We start from the raw sequence: 16,490 nt of genomic DNA on the forward strand, positions 1-16,490 counted from the left end.
CTCAGGTGCGGGCGGTGATCGTCCAGCAGGCGGCGGTGAAGCGGACTTCGTCGCCATGGACGAACGACGCAAAGGCGGCCTCGATCTTCGGCGTGATCTCGGCCTTCTCCGCATCGGTCGTGGCGTGGAAGACCGGGCCGAGGGGACCCATGCGGGTGATGTAGGTCCTGAGGTCGCGCTGCGGGAACCGGCAGGGCAGGTCGATCGCATGGATCGCCACGTCCCGCCATCCGCTCGCGTCCAGGATACCGCGCACCCGATCGTCGTCGGCGAAGCCGAACTGGCCGGGGCCGTCCGGGGTCGACGCGGGAAAATCGGGAATGAGTCCCTCGGCGGCGCGGCGGCCGGCGGTCATGAAGTCGTTCTCGGCCGGACCGCGCCAGGCGATGCAGGTCAGCGTCGCCCCGGGCCGCGCGGCGGCGCGGAGGTTGCGGAAGGCGGCGACCGGATCGGCGAAGAACATCACGCCGAAGCGCGAGACGATCGCATCGAAGGCCTGCGGATCGAAGCGACGGCTCTGCGCGTCGGCCTGGAGGAAGGCGGCATTGGCGACGCCGTTCCGCCCGGCGCGGGCAGTGGCCGCCTCGACCAGCGGCGCGGAGATGTCGATGCCGAGGGCGTGACCGCTGGGGCCGGCGAGCTTTGCGGCCGCCATCGTCAGCCCGCCGGCACCGCAGCCGACGTCGAGCACCTTGCCGCCCTCGATCGGACCGAGCTCGGCGGTGATCAGCGGCACGATCGGCGCGAGCACCCGGTCGATCACCTCGTGCAGCTCGGCCCAGGTGCGGCCGGCGAGATCGTTCCAGTGCGCGGCCTGGTCGCGGTTGGCGAAAGACGTGTCTGACATGGGCGGTCTCCGGTTGTTTTCCGATGCGATTCGCGGCACCGTACCAGTTCAAGCGAACTTGAGGTCAAGCATGCGGCTGCTCGATATCGCGGAGGTGGCGCAACGGTCGGGCACGCCCGCCTCGGCGCTGCGCTATTACGAGGAGAAGGGCCTGATCGCGTCGGTCGGGCGGCGCGGGCTCAAGCGGCTGTTCGAATCGGCGGTGCTGGAGCGGCTGGCGCTGATCGCGCTCGGCCAGACGGCGGGCTTCTCGCTTGCCGAGATCGCGCGCACCTTCCTGCCCGACGGCCGCGCCGAGATCGATCGCGACCGGCTGCTCGCGAAGGCCGAAGAGCTGGACGGGATGATCGGCCAGCTCGGCGCGATCCGCGACGGCCTGCGCCACGCCGCCGTCTGCCCGGCGCCGAGCCATCTCGAATGCCCGACCTTCCGGCGGATCATGGGCCTCGCCGCGTCCGGCGCCCTGCCCAGATCGCCGCTTCTCGCCACATCCGGACGTCGCGCACGCGGTGGGGCGACCTAGGCTGAAGGCACGCGGGAACGCGCGCGCGCGAACAACCATATGCGGATGGCGCTCGCCAAATTTGCAGGGCGGGGCGCCCCGACCCGCTCGGCATCGATGCGCGCGACGAGCGCATTGAGCGGCAGTCCCTCCGTCGCCGCCGCTTCCCGCAGCGCCTCCCAGAAGACCGGTTCCAGGCTGATCGAGGTCGCATGGCCCGCGATCATGATCGAGCGCTTGATAGGCCCCATCGGCTCTTCCCCGTCATTGCGAGGAGCGTAGCGACGCGGCAATCCAGTCTGGATTGCTTCGCTGCGCTCGCAATGACGGCTGAAGGGGCATGCCGGTCAATACATGTGCTGGCCGCCGTTGATCGACAGCGTCGAGCCGGTAATGAACCCGCCATCCTCGGCGCACAGGAACAGCACGCCGCGGGCGATCTCCTCGGCCTTGCCCAGCCGTCCGACCGGGATCTTGGCGACGATCTTCTCGAGCACGTCGGCGGGGACGGCGGCGACCATGTCGGTGTCGATATAGCCGGGCGCGATCGCGTTGACGGTTATCCCTGCGCGCGCGCCCTCCTGCGCCAGCGCCTTGGTGAAGCCGTGGATGCCGGACTTGGCGGCGGCATAGTTGACCTGGCCATATTGGCCCGCCTGGCCGTTGATCGAGCCGATGTTGACGATCCGGCCATATTTGCGGTCGTTCATCCCCGCCCAGACCGCCTTGGCCATGTTGAAGCAGCCGCCCAGGTTCACGTCGATGACATGGTCCCAATGGTCGCGGCTCATCTTCTTCATCGTGCCGTCGCGGGTGATGCCGGCATTGTTGACCAGGATGTCGACGGGACCGAGCTCGCTCTCGATTGTTGCGACGCTGGCGAGGCAGGCGTCGTGGTCGGCCACGTCCCATTTGTAGGTCTTGATGCCGGTGCGCGCGGTGAAGGCATGGGCCTTTTCGTCATTGCCCGCATAGTTGGCGGCGACGGTGATTCCGGCATCGCGCAGGCCGATGCTGATCGCTTCGCCGATGCCGCGGCTGCCGCCCGTGACGATTGCTACGCGTGCCATGAATCGCTCTCCTCGTTCTGGTTCTCGGGCAAGGCTTATTGCGGCGCCACCCAACCTTCAAGCTCGCGCCCGACCAGGCGGCGCAGCATGGCGAGGCCCGGCGCGGAATCGTTGAGGCAGGGGAGGCAGGCGAAGCGCTCGCCGCCGGCGGCGAGGAAGGTCTCCCTGCCGCGGATCGCCAGCTCCTCCAGCGTCTCCAGGCAGTCTGCGGCAAAGCCCGGCGCGAGGATGGCGACCCGCTTGATCCCCCTGCCCGGCAGCGCCGCGAGGGTCGCGTCGGTGGCCGGCTCCAGCCATTTCGCCCGGCCGAAGCGCGACTGGAAGGTGACCGTCAGCTCGCGGCCCAGGGCTCCGGAGAGCAAATGGGCCGTCGCCAGGCACTGGTCGTGATAGGGGTCGCCCAGGGCCCTGGTCCGCTCGGGCATGCCGTGGAAGCTGGCGATCACGGCTTGCGGCTCGAAATCGAGCGCGGCCAGCGCGGCCTCCGTCGTCTCCTTCAGCGCGGTGATATAGGCCGGGTCGTCATGATAAGCCGGCAATGCCCGGATCGCCGGCTGGTGCCGGAGGCGGCGCAGATGCGCGGCGACCGCATCGTTCACCGTCGCCGTCGTCGCGCCGCAATATTGCGGATAGAGCGGGGCGATCAGGATGCGCTGGCAGCCCGCCGCCATCAGCGCGTCGATCCGAACGCCGATCGCCGGGTTGCCGTAGCGCATCGCATGATCGACGACGACGTCCGGACCGAACGCACCCGCCAGTGCCCGCGCCTGCCGCGCGGTGATCGCGGCAAGCGGCGAACCGTCCTTCGTCCACACCAGTTTGTAGGCATGAGCGGATTTCCTGGGCCTCAGGTTGAGGATGATGCCGCGCAGGATCGGCTGCCAGACGAGCGCCGGGATCTCGACCACGCGCGGGTCCGACAGGAATTCCCGCAGGTAGCGCTTCACCGCCCGGGGCTCCGGCGCATCGGGCGTGCCGAGGTTGATGAGGAGGACCCCGATCTTCATCGCTGCCCCGCCGCGATCGGCAGGCTGCGGGCGCGCCGGCCGCTCAGCGAGAACCAGCCATTCGCGACCGCCGGCGCGGCGACCGGCACCGCCAGCTCGGTCACTCCGCCCGGCTCCTCCTCGCTCTCCAGCAGCTCCACCGTCACGTCCGGCGCATCGCGCAGGACGGGGAGGCCGTAATCGGCAATCGTCCGGATCGTCGGCAAGCCGCCGGCGAAGCGGATCGGCCGGCCGACCGCAGCGGAAATGCCGTGGATCAGCCCGCCCTCGATCTGCTGCTTCACCAGTTCGGGATTGATCACCCGCCCGCAATCGACCGCGCAGACGGCGCGCAGCACCCTGAGGCGCTGGGCGCGGCTCATCTCGACCTCGACGAGGGCGGCGATGTGCGAGCCGAACGCGCTCGCCGCCGCGATCCCCATGCCGCTGCCGGGCGGCCCGCCGTCCCAGCCGCCGATCGCGGTCGCGGTGGCGAGGCAGCGGGCGAGGCGGGGATTGCCGCCCAGCATGCCCATGCGGAAGGAGAAGGGCTCCGCGCCCACCGCCCGCGCCAGCTCGTCGATGAAGCATTCCGTGAAGAAGGCGGTGTAGCTGCGGGCGCCGCCCCGCCAGATGCCGGTCGCCAGACCGGTCTCCGCACCGACATGGTCGATCGCGACATGGTCGATCCCATAGGGCGGCACCGCGCCCGCCACCGGCCCGCCGTCGGGCCGGAAGAAGCGCGCCGCGACGCCCAGCCGCGCCGCGACCTCGGCGGACGTCTCCGGCGCCGCGACGCGCGCCTGCCAGGCCCGGATGCGGCCGTCCGCCACCCAGGCGCTGAGCCGCGCCGCGGCGGGCGGGCGGAAGGCGTCGCGCTGGATCTCCTGGATGCGCGGCCAGGTGACCTGCACCGGCCGTTCGATCTTGACCGCGATGACCGCCGCCTGGGCGATCGCCTCGACCTCCAGCTTGCGGCCATAGCCGCCGCCCGCCAGCGTCGGATAGAGGGTCACGCGGCCTTCGCTCATGCCGGCCGCGCGCGCCGCCGCGGCGCGGGCCAGGCCCGGCGCCTGGGTCGGCGCCCAGATTTCCAGCCGGTCGCCCTCCAGCCGCGCGGTGGCGACGAGCGGCTCGATCGGGGCGCCCGGGGCCGGCCCGACCGCATAGAGCGCGTCGATCCGGCTGGTGCCGGGAACCTGCCTGTCGGGCTCGCCGATTTCATGCACGCGCCGCGCGTCGCCGGCATCGAGCGCGTGGCCGAGGGCATCGGCGATGCCGCGGTCCGAGGGTCCCGCGGGCCTGTCATAGCGCGGCTTCAGCCCGTCCAGCGCCTTGCCGGCCGCCCAGCCGTTGGTCGCGACCACGGCGGTCCATTCCGGATTCTCGATCACCCTCAGCGCCCCGGGGATGCCGTCGGCCGCATCCCAGTCGACCGCGACGCGGCGACTGCCCGGCGGCGCGCTGCGCACCGCGGCATAGACCATGTCGCGCAGGCGGATATCGGCGGCGAACATCGCGGTGCCGTCGATCTTCGACGGCACGTCGATCCGGGGCAAAGCGCGGCCCGTCAGCCGGTTGTCGATCCCGCCCCGCACCGGCAGGTTCTCCGGCAGTTCCCGCGTGGCGGCCGCATCGGCAAGCTCGGCGAAGGACAGGCGCTGGTCGCCGCGCCAGACGAAGCCGTCATGGGTGTCGAGCTCCTCCCAGTTCGCGCCCCAGCGCGCGGCAGCCGCCATGCTGAGCAGCGCCCGCGCGCCGGCCCCGGCCTCGCGCAGTGGCGCCTCGAAAGCGCGCACCGAGGTCGATCCGCCGGTCACCATCACGGCGTTGCGCACGGCATATTCGCGCGCCGTCCAGCGGTCGATCCCGAAGGTGGCGGGCAGGACGCTGTCGCCGGTCGCCGCCTCGGCGAGCAGCAGATTGGCATAGAGCGGACCGATCGGCGCCGGCTCGACCGAGACGGTGCGCCAGTCCGCGCCCAGCTCGTCGGCAAGGATCTGCGGCAGTGCCGTCCAGCTCCCCTGGCCCAGCTCGGCCTGCGGTACGGCGACGATCACCCGCCCGTCGCGCCCGACCTTCAGGAAGGCGTTGAACGCCGTCTCGCCGTCGGCGGTGCGCAGGTTCGGCCGGTAGCTGCGCGGCCAGAGCGACCAGGCGACGGCGAGGCCGAGCCCGACGCCCCCGCCGACCAGCAGGGTCCGCCGGCTGATCCCCCTGTCCTCGCCGCCACGCGCCATCCGGGCGTGATAGAGGGGGCGGGGCGAGCGGGCTAGGGCTCTCAGCCTCCGTCATTGCGAGGAGCCCTTCGACGCCGCCTGCGGTGTCGCTCAGGATAAACTGCCGCTTCGCGGCAGCGACGCGGCAATCCAGCCTGAGTCAAACGCCGGACTGGATTGCTTCGCTGCGCTCGCAATGACGATCCGCACAATGCTTGATTCTCCCGCCCGGATTCGGCAGGGGCCGTGGCGAGGGAAGGGACTATGGCCGCACGGATCTTTCAGCGCTCCAGGAACGCGATGCAGTCGGGCAGGGCCCGCGCCGGCGAATGGGTGCTTGAGTTCGAATCCGCCGCGCCCAAGCGCCCCGATCCGCTGACCGGCTGGGCCGGCGGCGCCGACACGCAGGAGCAGGTGGTCCTCACCTTCCCGACGCTGGAGGCCGCCAAGGCCTATGCGATGCGCAACGGCATCCACGCCCATATCGTCCCGGCCGCCGCGCCGAAGCTCAAGCTCCAGTCCTACGCCGACAATTTCCGCTGAGCCGGGCGCCGCTCAGGCCGCCCGGGCGGCACAGGCGTCGGCATCGTCGAACAGGGTGAGCCCGAGCCGGCGGGCGCCCTCGAAATGCGCCGCCACCTCCTCGGGCCCGGTGCCGAGCAGCAGCTCGTGGCGGACCACGCGGGCGCCGCAATAATCGAAGATGCCGTGGTCGATCTGGGTCTTCATCGCGCCGAAATAGCCGTGCCGGGCATAGGTCCGCTCGTCGGCGCCGCCGATCCCGACGAGATGGACCCTGAGGTGGCGCAGCTTCTTGACCAGCCCGATGTCCGGCCCTTCGTCATAGGCCCAGCCCTGGACGAACACCCGGTCGATCCAGCCCTTGAGCAATCCGGGCACCGACCACCAGTAGATTGGATAGACCAGCACCAGCCGGTCGCTCCGGTCGATCCGTGCCTGCTCGGCCAGAACGTCGGCCGGGGGCGCCATCCGCTCCCGGTGGACCCTGAGGTCATCGGCATTGAAGCGCGGGTCGAAATCCTCGGCCATGAGGTCGGCGATCTCGGCGCCATGTCCCGCCCGCGCCACGCCGTCCGCAAGCCGGGCGGCGACCGCATGGCTCAGCGATCCGGGATCGGGATGGGACACGACGATCAGCGCATGCATCTGAACCTCCTGAAGGCGATTGCGGAGCGACTCTCCGCTCCTATATACTGATAGTAAGTTACTTATGGTAAGTTATATGTCAAGTACCGATGGATCGCCCGCCGCGCCCCGCCAGCGCCTCTCCCGCGACGCGCGGCAGCGCCAGCTGATCGACACGGCGTGGCGGCTGGTGCGCGAGGAGGGGACCGAGGCGCTGACCCTGGGCCGCGTCGCCGGGGAGGCGGGAGTCACCAAGCCGGTCGTCTACGACCATTTCGGCACCCGCGCCGGCCTGCTTGCTTCTCTCTACCGCGAATATGATTCCCGCCAGAAGACGATCATGGACGCCGCGATCGAGGCCACCCCGGCGACGCTGGCGGGCAAGGCCGGCGCCATCGCCGCGACCTATGTCGATTGCGTGCTCGGCATGGGGCTGGAGATTCCCGGCGTCAGCGCCGCGCTGGCCGGCTCGCCCGAGCTGCAGAAGATCAAGCGCGACTATGTCGCGGGCTTCATGGCGAAATGCCGCCGCGTGCTCGATCCGTTTGCCGCCGGGCAGGCGATCCCGGCCGCCGGCCTCTGGACGGTGCTCGGCGCCGCCGAAGCCCTGTCCGCCGCCGCCGCCGCCGGCGAGATCGCCGCGGACGACGCGAAGGCCGAGCTGCGCGATGCGATCATTGCCGTCGTGGGCCGATCCGGAGGAGCGTAGGCGCTTCCTCTTCCATCCACGAGGGGATGACAGGGCGGCGGCATCATCGAATGCCCGCTAAGGGTGGAAAACGGACATTGGCGTGCTAGCGTTCGCTCATGGAAGAAGCAGCCTCATCTAAGCCGACCGTTCGCAAGCGCGCCGAAGCGATCAAGCCGTTTCGCTGCAAGAATCTCATCGCCGTGATCGAGAACCCGACCGATGTGAAGAACATCGGAACGGTAATCCGCAACGTGAATGCCTTGGGCGTGGAGAAAGTCTATGTCATCGATCCCCGCCGGTCCCTGCCCGATGACTGGCAGGATTTGCGAGAGCAGATTCAGGCTGCGCAAACGAAGGGGCGAGCGGAAGATCCCGTTGCCGACCGTAATAAGGCCGATAGAGGCCGGATGATGCCCGCAATGGGTCGAAAGCAGACATCTCGGTTTGTTGGATACAAATAGGATTTCGCCTGACATGCTCGCCGCGACTCGGGTTTCGCCCGGGTCGCCGGCTCCTTGACCTTGTCGATCTCACCAGTGTGGCGGAAGGGCGATCACGCGCCGGCCCGAATCTCCGAACCTCGCCCGAAGCCGGTGTCCAGTGCACCTGGCTGGACAAAACCCGAACCGGCATTTTTCTCAGAAATCCTGAGATTTCCGGGCTTTTCTACGCCCGGAAGGGTGAAATTTTCGTGTTTTCCGTGCGAATCCCCGAACTTCGCTTGGGCTCTTGTCTTTCAAGCCGATGGAAACGTGGCCCTTTTTCTGAAAGCCGGGCACCGCGAGGCCCGAACTTCGCGCTCCGTCGCCTTTCCGCACGGTATGGGCGCTACGTGAGCAACTCCGCGGTCAGCAGCAGGAGCAGCTTCACGTCGATCGCGCAGCCCTCCTCGCGCTTGGCCTTCACGAACAGGTGGACGTCCTCGACCGGCACGCGGTGGACGACGATGTCCTCGCCGTCGAGGCCGCCGCCGTCGCCGACCTTGCGCACGCCCTCCGCCCTCAGCAGCGTGAAGCTCTCCGAGACCATCCCGGGCGAGCTGAAGAACTGCCCGAGGTCGGTCATGCGGGACGCGTGGTAGCCGGTCTCCTCCTCAAGCTCGCGGATCGCCGCCGCCTCGGCCGCCTCGCCGGCAATGTCGTCGCCGACCAGTCCGGCCGGCAGCTCCAGGCAGTTGCAGCCTAGCGGCACGCGATACTGCTCGACCAGCAGGACATGGCCGGCATCGAAGGCGAGGATCACCGCCGCATGGACGTTGCGGGTGCGCGAGACATATTCCCATTTCCCGCGCCGTTTGGCGGCGATGTACCTGCCTTCCCATTCGATCTGTTCGGGTTCGTCCTGTCCTCGGCTCATAGCTCCACCACTCTGTCGGGCAATTCGTTAGGGTTATCGGTCGCCGGCGGCAGGATGCGGGCGAGCACCGCACCGACCTTCGCGACGGCCACCGCCAGCCCCTCGCCGGGGCGGCCCGCCTTCACCTCGTCGATGAGCGCGGCCATCGCCTCCCCCCAGGCCTCCGGCTCCACTTTCTCATGGATCGCCCGGTCGGCGACGATCTCGGCGCGGCGCTCGCCGGTCGAAAGGTAGATGAGGATGCCGGTCCGCCCCTGCGTCTTCTGCTCGGCGCCGGTGCGGAACAATTCGATCGCGCGGCGATGGACGCGCCGCGTCTTGGTCCGCCCCGGCGTCAGCGCGAGCCGCAGCGGCATCCAGGCCAGCGCATAGCGCACGATCAGGAAAGCCAGCGTCATCGCCGCGAACAGCGCCAGCATCGCCGGCCCGCGAGTGAATGTGCCGTTCCAGCCGAGCAGCGCCGTCTCGACCCAGGCGATCCACGTATCGGGCGCGAAGGCCAGCACGCCGGGCACCGCGAGCATCGCGAGGATCGCATAATGGAGGCCGACATCGTGATAGGCGTCCGACCGCGCCGCGACGATGGTCACGATCTCGCCCGCGCTCTCGCGCTCGGCCGCGACGATCGCCGCGGTGACGCGGTCATGGTCCGCCTGGGTGAGCCGCGTCACCATCCCCCCGACGCCCCGCCGCCGCCGGACGATCCGCCGCCACCCGAAAAGCCGCCTCCGCCCCAGCTCGATCCGCCGCTGCTCCAGCTGCTGCCGGAACCCGATCCGCCCCAGTCCGATCCACCGAGGCCCGGCCCCCAGATCACGATGGGCCCGCGGCCACCGCGGTAACGCTTTCCGCCAAAACCGCTGCGGAGCATCGGGATGACGATGAAGAAGATGACGATGATCCAGAAGATCAGCGGCCAACCCGATCCGTCGTCGCTCGCACGTTCCGCTTGCGCCGCGTCCATCGCCCGTTGTTCCGCGACCTCCGGGGGTGCCTGAAGTTGCGCGATGATCGCGTCCGTGCCCGCCTCGATACCTCCGGGAAAATCGCCGTTGCGGAAACGCGGCGTGATGTCGTCCCTGACGATGCGGCTGGACAGCGCATCCGTAAGAATGCCCTCCAGGCCGTAACCCACCTCGATCCGCACCCGCCGTTCGCCAACCGCGACAAGCAGCAATGCGCCATTGTTCGCATTGCGTTGACCAAGCTGCCATGCGCGGAACAGGCCGTTGGCATAGTCTTCGATCGGATATCCCTGCATGTCGGGCACAGTGGCGACGACCAGCTGACGCGAGGTTGCGCTTTCGAGCCCGGCAAGCTTGGCGTCGAGCGCCGCCTCCTGATCCGGCTGCAGCAGATCGGCCGCATCCACCACCCTCCCGCTGAGCGGCGGGAAGGTCTGCGCCCCCGCCGGATGGGCGAGCAGCAGCGCGAGGAGGATCAGCAGAACCCGCAACGGGCGCCCAGGCTTACTGCATGTTGCCGAAATCGACCGTCGGCGCGCCCTGCGCGCCGGCTTCGGCTTCGAACGGCGTCATCGGCTGCGATCCGTAGATGATCCGGGCGCCGATCACCGAGGGGAAGGTGCGGATCTCGGTGTTGTAGGCCTGGACCGCGGAATTGTAGTCGCGGCGCGCCACCTGGATGCGGTTCTCGGTGCCCTCGATCTGCGATTGCAGGTCGCGGAAATTGGCGTTGGTCTGGAGCTCCGGATAGGCCTCCTGCAGCCGCTGCAGCGAGATCGTCAGCCGCCCCTGCGCTTCGGCGAAGCGCGCCATCGCGGCCGGGTCGCTGAGTTGCTCGGGCGTCACCGTGATCCGGGTCGCGGACGCCCGCGCCTCGGTCACCTCGCGCAGCACGGTCCGCTCCTGCTGGGCGGCGGCGCGCACCGTGTTGACCAGGTTGGGGATGAGGTCGGCGCGGCGCTGGTACTGGCTCTGGACGTCGGCCCAGCGCGCCCTGGCCGTCTCCTCCGCGGTCGGGATCGAATTGACCCCGCAGGCGGTGAGGAACAGCAGGACGGGCGCGAAAGCGGCGAGGAGGCGAAGGCGCATGGCTGAAAAACCTCTCCCTTCTAATCGATGGCATGAGGAAGTAGGCTCTCGTCACCGGCCACGCAACGGGGAGTGTGAGATGTTCAAGGAGTTCAGGGAATTCATCGCGCGCGGCAATGTGCTGGACTTGGCGGTCGCAGTCATCATCGGCGCCGCCTTTGCAACCATCACCACCTCGCTCACCGAAGACATGATCATGCCGGTCGTCGGCGCGATCTTCGGCGGCCTCGATTTCTCGAGCTACTTCATTCTGCTGGGGCCGGTGCCGCAGGGCTATGCCGGCTCCCTCTCCAACTATGCGGCGCTGAAGGCCGCGGGCGCGCCGGTGCTCGGCTTCGGCCAGTTCCTCACCGTCGTCATCAACTTCCTGATCCTCGCCTTCATCATCTTCCTCATGGTCAAGATGGCCAACAAGGTGATCAAGAAGGCCGAGGAGGCGCCGGCGGAGGATCCCGCCGAGGTCGTGCTGCTCCGCGAGATCAGGGACGAGCTCAAGAAGAAGTAACCGTCATCCCGGCGCAGGCCGGGATCTCGTGGGGTGAAGGGCGCAGGCGCGTTTCCGGCCTGAGGCCCCGGCCTCCGCCGGGGCGACGTGCGGGTCACTTCACATTAATCGCCCATTCCTTATATAGGACCTGCCGGTTTCGGCCGGCTATGGCGATAAACGACGGTGTGCAATAGGCACAGCGGACCCGGGGGCAGTACCCGGCGGCTCCACCACAAGCCTCTGCGAAAGCAGGGGATTCTGACGGGGCCGAACCAGGATCGACGTGTGTTGAAAAGCGCTGACTTTTGCCCGGGATGGGACCACCGTGACGGCCCGTACACAAGTGCCAACGATAACGAGGCGCTCGCGATTGCCGCGTAACTTCGATCCTCACGGATTGAGTTACTAAGGACAAAAGCGCGGTTGGGCCGCACCGGGCAACAGAAGCGGATTCCAGCGGCCAGGGGGTGCCGGGCAACAGAAACCCCCACTCCTTTCAAGGAGCGCGGGACACCGGGCAACAGAAGTCCCCCACTCCTACCGATCGATCGTCACCACATTCGTCAGCAGCGGCGCCGCCTTGGCGCGGTCCGCCTCGGCCTCGCGCCTGATCCAGTCGCGGAAGGCGAGGATTTTCGTGCTGCGCGCCTGCGCGGCGGCGTAGGCGAGCCAGTAGCCCCGGCCGTCCGCGACGACGAGATCGAAGGGCATGACGAGCGCGCCGCTCATGATCTCGCGCTGGAAGAAGATCGGCGAGACCATGGCGATGCCGTTGCCGGTCATCGCCGCCGAGACGTAGAGATATTCCGCGTCGAGCTGCGCCCCGAAGGCCCCCGCGAGGTCGAGTCCGCCCTGCCCCGCCGCCTCCAGCCAGGTCCGCCACCAGCCGGTGCGTCCGAGCAGGGGCGCCGCGACCCGGCCCTCGCCCAATTGCCGGGCCGCCTCGGCCAGCTCGGGGCTGCACACCGGCGTGAACAAATTGGGCAGCAGGAACTGGCTGCGCAGGCCCGGCCAACTGCCGAGGCCGCTGCGGATCGCGATGTCGAAGTCGAAGCCGCCCAGGTCCGCCACCGGCACGGTCATGTCGAGCCGCGGGCGGATGTGCGGGTGCCTGTCCTTGAACCGGCCGAGCTTGGGCACCAGCCAGGCCGCGCCGACGGTCGGCAGGGTGGTAATCGACAATTCCCCCTGCGAGCGCTCGACCGCCTGGGCGAAGGTGGCGCGCATCGTCGCGAAGGCGCCGGAGATGGCGGGGGCCAGCAGCTCGCCCGAGCCGGTCAGCTCGACCCGCCTGGGGAATCGGCGGAACAGCATCAACCCGAGCCGGCTTTCGAGCTGCTTCACCTGGTAGCTGACCGCCGCGGCGGTCATGTTGAGCTCGCTCGCCGCGCGCGAGAAGCTGCCCAGCCGCGCCGCCGCCTCGAAGGCGCGGATCGCGGGCAGCGGGGGGAGCGACTGGAGGTTCATGGCTAAGCTCCCCTTAGTCTAAATCTCCGAGATTCGCCTAACGCTATTTTGGTGCTCCGCCTACCCATGTCCCTGCAGCACGCCAGGGGAGGGGCCTTGTCGCTGATTGCCTTTGCATCAACGAGGAGCGCTCCATGTCCAGAATCCTTGCTTCCGCCGCCGCGGTTCCCGCTCTTTTTGGCTCAATCCTGCTTGTCCATGGCGAAGCCTTCGCCCAACGCACCCAGGAGAATGTGATCACCAGCGCGTCCGATGCGTTCGGCACCAGTATCGGCAACGAGACGATCGGCCTCTACCGCGACAACAATGTCCGCGGGTTCAGCCCGACGGTGGCCGGCAACCGGCGGATCGAGGGCATGTATTTCGATCTCGGCGGCAACGGCCTCACCCAGCGCCTCACCTCCCGCTCGGTGGTGCGCGTCGGCCTGCCGGCCCAGGGTTATCTCTTCCCGGCGCCCTCCGGGATCGTCGACTATACCCTGCGCCCCTCTGACGACACGCTGGGCGGCAGCGTTGCGGTCGGCAGCTCCGAATATGGCGGCTATTTCCTTGAGGCCGACACCCGCATCCCGCTCGTCGCCGGGCGCCTCAGCACCGCGGTCGGCGGCCACTACCAGCGCCGCTATTTCGAGGACGGCCGCAACGGCGAATATGGCGCCATCGCGGTGATCCCGACCTTGCGTTTCGACGGTGGACAGGTCACCGCCTTCTGGAGCTCGGCGAGCACAGACGAGGATGCCGGCCCGCTGCTCATCACCACCGGCCCGCGGCTGCCGCCGATGATCTCCGGCGGCCGTTTCTACGGCCAGGAATGGGCGCGTGGCTTCCAGCGCAGCCAGACCTACGGCACGCTCGGCCGCTACGAGCTCGGCAGCGACCTCACCTTCCGCTTCGGCCTGTTCGAATCCCGCTCGGTCCGCACCCGTACCTATTCCGACCTGTTCCTCGACGTGCAGCCGGATGGCTCAGCCACCAATGTGATGGTGGCGGAGCCGCGCCTCCCCGCCCGCTGGACGTCGGGCGAGGCGCGGCTGAGCTGGACCCACGACGGCACCCGCTTCGATCACTCCCTCCACGTCGCGCTGCGTGGCCGCGACAAGCGCCTCGTGATCGGCGGCAGCGCGACCGCGACGCTCGGCCGGGCGATCGTCGGCGAATTCATCCGGCGGGACGAGCCGGACTTCGCCTTCGCGACTCCGACGGTGAATTCGGTCCGGCAATGGACCGCGGGCCTCGCCTATGTCGGCCGCTGGGAAGGCGTGATGGAGCTGAACGCCGGCATCCAGAAGACCGACTATCGTTCGGAGATCAGCCGCCCGGGCAATGTCGCGGTCAACCGCGATCGCCCCTGGCTTCTCAACGTCGCGCTGGCCGTGACGCCGACGCCGTGGCTGGCGTTCTACGGCGGCTATACCGAGGGGCTGGAAGAGACGGCGAGCCCGCCGGCCAGCGCGGTCAACCGCGACGATGCGGTCGAAGCTTCGCGCACGAAGCAGAAGGAGGCGGGCATCCGCCTCGCCTTCGGCACCACCCGTCTGGTCGCCGGCATCTTCGAGATCGAGCGTCCCTATTTCAGCCTCGACGGCAACGGAATCTATGGCCCGCTGGGCACCTTCCGGAACCGCGGCGTCGAAGTCTCGCTCACCGCGCAACCGATCGAAGGGCTCTCGGTCGTGGGCGGCCTCGTCCTGCTCGATCCGGCGGTGGTGGGCGAGGCAGTGGAGACCGGGCGTGCCGGTCCCAAGGCGGTCCGCATCGCCAACCGCACCGCCCGGCTCGATCTCAACTACCAGACGCCGGTCGAGGGTCTCTCGTTCGATTTCAGCGTCCAGCATACCGGCCGGGTCGCCGCCAGCACTCTGGGCTTTGCCGAACTCGGCGGACGGCAGCTGTTCGAGCCGGGCACGACGACGTTCGACATCGGCACCCGCTACCGCTTCCGGGCCGCGGAAACGCCGATGGCGCTGCGCGTGCTGCTCGCCAACATGTTCGACGACCGCAGCTACGAGGTGAGGGGCAGCCACTCTTTCTTCGTCCGCCCCGGCCGCCGCTTCAGCGTCCAGCTTTCCGCCGACTTCTGATCCGCTCACATCAAAGGAACGCCATTCCCATGCTCTCTCGGATCACAGCCGCCCTTATGCTGGCGCTGGCAGCAACCCCCGCGTCCGCCGTCCATGCCCAAACCGGCAATCCGGAAACTCTGGTCGAGCGCTCCCAGGCCAGCGCCTGCGCGGTGCTGGACCGCGCCGTCAATGCCTTCGGCGGTAAAGCCGCCCTGCGCGCGATCGCGGCGGTCAGGGTCCGGCTCGACGCGCAGATCTGGCCGCGTCTGCAGGCCCGCTCCGTCGCGCCGCCGTTCGAACCGGGCGTCGATGAGCAGGACCTGCTGCTCGATCTGCGCAATCGCCGGTTCCGGTACCGATGGCGCCAGGTGGAAGGGGGGATCGAGCGGCACAGCACCAGCCTCGCCGCCTTCCGCGACCCGGTGATCTACAATCACCGGTCCCGCACCTTCCGGCCGTTTCCGGGGCCGGCCGCGATCGACGGAGAGTTCGCCGCGCATCAGCGCCGGCTGCCGCACCTGATCCTGCTCCAGGCGCTGGAGCGTGACGGCACGCTGCGTTCGCTGGGACAGGAGATGTTCGAGGGCCGGCCGCATGACGTGTTCAGCTTCGTGACCGCCGATTCCCAGCAGATCGCGGTCTACATCAATGCCGGCAGCGGCCTCTTGTCCAAATACGAAACCCTGTTCGTCGATCCGCTCACGGGCGACGAAGCCTCGGAGGTCGTCTTCGCCGATTATGTGCGGACTGGGGCCACGGTCGTGCCGCGGACGCTGCGCAATCATGAAGCGGGAGAGCTGACCCTGCACGGCAGGCTCGCCGTCGAGATCAATCCGGACATCACCGCACAGGCGTTCGAGGTGCATGCGGCGGGCTACGCACCCGCCGGCCCGTCGCGGCCTCTTCCGGAGCGGGTGGAACGGCTCGCCGATGGCGTGTTTCTCCTGCAAAGTGTTGCGGGTCCCCAGCACAACGTCCTCGCGGTCGAATTCCGGGACCATGTGGCGGTTGTCGAGGCACCGGGTTCGAGCGCCGGGACCGAACGGGCGATCGCCCGCATTCGCGAGACGATTCCCGGCAAGCCGATCCGCTACATCGTGATGACGCACCATCATGGCGATCATATCGGGGGCCTGCGCAGCTTCATCGCCGAAGGTGCCACGGTGATCACGACGCCCGGCAACCGCCCGATCGTCGAGGCGATCGCCGCTGCGCCGATCCGGGATCGTCTCGCCGCGCAGCCGCGGCCGGTGCGCCTCGAGCTGACCGAAGGCGGCCGGCGGATCCTCACCGACGGGTCGCGGACGGTCGAGCTCATCGACATCGGCCCCAACCCACACACGCACGAGATGCTGATCGCCTGGCTGCCGCGGGAGCGCATCGTGTTTCAGGGCGACATGTTCATCGTCCCGAGCAATGACGCCCCGACCGGAACGCCCCCGGACTCCTTCGTCAGCTTCGCGAGAGCGCTGGAGGTGCTGGGTCTGGATGTGCGGCAGATCGCCGGCGTCCACGGCCGTACCGCGACGATCGAGGAGTTCCGGGACAGGATGAATGCGGCCGATCCCGACAGCTAGGTCTTCGATCGGGCTTGTCTTCGCC

The 16,490-nt window shown here is 68.8% G+C and carries 18 protein-coding genes and 1 other RNA gene; 8 read left to right on the forward strand and 11 right to left on the reverse strand.

Features of this window, described 5'->3' with window-relative positions; genetic code table 11:
* Position 1: 1 nt before the first annotated feature.
* Complete coding sequence (locus RCO27_RS18785; protein WP_309004258.1) at positions 2-847, reverse strand: class I SAM-dependent methyltransferase; 846 nt, start codon at positions 845-847, stop codon at positions 2-4.
* A gap of 70 nt (positions 848-917) precedes the next feature.
* On the opposite strand from RCO27_RS18785, the gene RCO27_RS18790 reads away from it, so the two are divergent.
* Positions 918-1,370, forward strand: a complete 453-nt coding sequence (locus RCO27_RS18790; protein WP_309004259.1) for a helix-turn-helix domain-containing protein — start codon at positions 918-920, stop codon at positions 1,368-1,370.
* Here RCO27_RS18790 and RCO27_RS18795 read toward each other — a convergent pair.
* The 4 genes from RCO27_RS18795 to RCO27_RS18810 all read right to left on the reverse strand — a co-directional run bounded on the left by RCO27_RS18795 (position 1,367) and on the right by RCO27_RS18810 (position 5,645).
* Positions 1,367-1,600: a ribbon-helix-helix domain-containing protein gene (locus tag RCO27_RS18795; protein WP_309004260.1), complete on the reverse strand. Its 234-nt coding sequence runs from the start codon at positions 1,598-1,600 to the stop codon at positions 1,367-1,369. The genes RCO27_RS18790 and RCO27_RS18795 overlap by 4 nt on opposite strands.
* 96 nt (positions 1,601-1,696) lie before the next feature.
* Positions 1,697-2,419: an acetoacetyl-CoA reductase gene (gene phbB / locus RCO27_RS18800; RefSeq protein WP_309004261.1), complete on the reverse strand. Its 723-nt coding sequence runs from the start codon at positions 2,417-2,419 to the stop codon at positions 1,697-1,699.
* Between the two features lie 35 nt (positions 2,420-2,454).
* Positions 2,455-3,426: a ferrochelatase gene (gene hemH, locus RCO27_RS18805; protein ID WP_309004262.1), complete on the reverse strand. Its 972-nt coding sequence runs from the start codon at positions 3,424-3,426 to the stop codon at positions 2,455-2,457.
* Entirely contained in the window at positions 3,423-5,645 is a 2,223-nt protein-coding gene (locus tag RCO27_RS18810; protein ID WP_309004263.1) for a molybdopterin cofactor-binding domain-containing protein, read from the reverse strand. The genes hemH and RCO27_RS18810 overlap by 4 nt, the downstream gene beginning before the upstream one ends.
* A gap of 243 nt (positions 5,646-5,888) precedes the next feature.
* Between RCO27_RS18810 and RCO27_RS18815 the strand changes: the two genes are divergently transcribed.
* Positions 5,889-6,167 carry an ETC complex I subunit gene (locus RCO27_RS18815; protein WP_309004264.1) on the forward strand — a complete coding sequence of 93 codons (279 nt, stop codon included), beginning with the start codon at positions 5,889-5,891 and terminating at the stop codon, positions 6,165-6,167.
* A gap of 12 nt (positions 6,168-6,179) precedes the next feature.
* Here RCO27_RS18815 and RCO27_RS18820 read toward each other — a convergent pair whose 3' ends face one another.
* Positions 6,180-6,791: an NAD(P)H-dependent oxidoreductase gene (locus RCO27_RS18820; protein ID WP_309004265.1), complete on the reverse strand. Its 612-nt coding sequence runs from the start codon at positions 6,789-6,791 to the stop codon at positions 6,180-6,182.
* Between the two features lie 76 nt (positions 6,792-6,867).
* Between RCO27_RS18820 and RCO27_RS18825 the strand changes: the two genes are divergently transcribed.
* Together RCO27_RS18825 and RCO27_RS18830 are read left to right on the forward strand one after the other, a co-directional pair.
* Positions 6,868-7,479: a TetR/AcrR family transcriptional regulator gene (locus RCO27_RS18825; RefSeq protein WP_309004266.1), complete on the forward strand. Its 612-nt coding sequence runs from the start codon at positions 6,868-6,870 to the stop codon at positions 7,477-7,479.
* Positions 7,480-7,577: 98 nt separating this feature from the next.
* Positions 7,578-7,922: a hypothetical protein gene (locus tag RCO27_RS18830; protein WP_309004267.1), complete on the forward strand. Its 345-nt coding sequence runs from the start codon at positions 7,578-7,580 to the stop codon at positions 7,920-7,922.
* A gap of 367 nt (positions 7,923-8,289) precedes the next feature.
* On the opposite strand, the gene RCO27_RS18835 is transcribed toward RCO27_RS18830, so the two are convergent.
* The 4 genes from RCO27_RS18835 to RCO27_RS18850 are packed head-to-tail and all read right to left on the reverse strand — an operon-like array spanning position 8,290 to position 10,871.
* The gene (locus RCO27_RS18835; protein WP_309004268.1) at positions 8,290-8,817 is read right to left on the reverse strand and encodes an NUDIX hydrolase; all 528 of its coding nucleotides are present in this window, start codon (positions 8,815-8,817) and stop codon (positions 8,290-8,292) included.
* Complete coding sequence (locus RCO27_RS18840; RefSeq protein ID WP_309004269.1) at positions 8,814-9,491, reverse strand: hypothetical protein; 678 nt, start codon at positions 9,489-9,491, stop codon at positions 8,814-8,816. Before RCO27_RS18840 ends, RCO27_RS18835 begins: the two co-directional genes overlap by 4 nt.
* On the reverse strand, positions 9,485-10,273 hold the full coding sequence (locus RCO27_RS18845) for a TPM domain-containing protein (protein WP_309004270.1): 789 nt from the start codon (positions 10,271-10,273) through the stop codon (positions 9,485-9,487). Before RCO27_RS18845 ends, RCO27_RS18840 begins: the two co-directional genes overlap by 7 nt.
* A gap of 13 nt (positions 10,274-10,286) precedes the next feature.
* Positions 10,287-10,871: a LemA family protein gene (locus RCO27_RS18850; RefSeq protein ID WP_309004271.1), complete on the reverse strand. Its 585-nt coding sequence runs from the start codon at positions 10,869-10,871 to the stop codon at positions 10,287-10,289.
* A gap of 79 nt (positions 10,872-10,950) precedes the next feature.
* Here RCO27_RS18850 and mscL point away from each other — a divergent pair, with 79 nt between their 5' ends.
* Positions 10,951-11,376 carry a large conductance mechanosensitive channel protein MscL gene (gene mscL / locus RCO27_RS18855; RefSeq protein WP_309004272.1) on the forward strand — a complete coding sequence of 142 codons (426 nt, stop codon included), beginning with the start codon at positions 10,951-10,953 and terminating at the stop codon, positions 11,374-11,376.
* 94 nt (positions 11,377-11,470) lie between these two features.
* Positions 11,471-11,850: a transfer-messenger RNA gene (gene ssrA, locus RCO27_RS18860) on the forward strand.
* Positions 11,851-11,895: 45 nt separating this feature from the next.
* Here ssrA and RCO27_RS18865 read toward each other — a convergent pair.
* Positions 11,896-12,825, reverse strand: coding sequence for a LysR substrate-binding domain-containing protein (locus RCO27_RS18865; RefSeq protein WP_309004273.1), 930 nt, complete (start codon positions 12,823-12,825; stop codon positions 11,896-11,898).
* A 134-nt stretch (positions 12,826-12,959) separates the two neighbouring features.
* Between RCO27_RS18865 and RCO27_RS18870 the strand changes: the two genes are divergently transcribed.
* Together RCO27_RS18870 and RCO27_RS18875 are read left to right on the forward strand one after the other, a co-directional pair.
* Positions 12,960-14,906 carry a TonB-dependent receptor gene (locus RCO27_RS18870; RefSeq protein WP_309004274.1) on the forward strand — a complete coding sequence of 649 codons (1,947 nt, stop codon included), beginning with the start codon at positions 12,960-12,962 and terminating at the stop codon, positions 14,904-14,906.
* Between the two features lie 29 nt (positions 14,907-14,935).
* The gene (locus RCO27_RS18875; RefSeq protein WP_309004275.1) at positions 14,936-16,465 is read left to right on the forward strand and encodes an MBL fold metallo-hydrolase; all 1,530 of its coding nucleotides are present in this window, start codon (positions 14,936-14,938) and stop codon (positions 16,463-16,465) included.
* The last annotated feature ends 25 nt before the right edge of the window (positions 16,466-16,490 follow it).

The organism is Sphingosinicella sp. LHD-64 (genome assembly GCF_031157375.1).
GTDB lineage: Bacteria > Pseudomonadota > Alphaproteobacteria > Sphingomonadales > Sphingomonadaceae > Allosphingosinicella.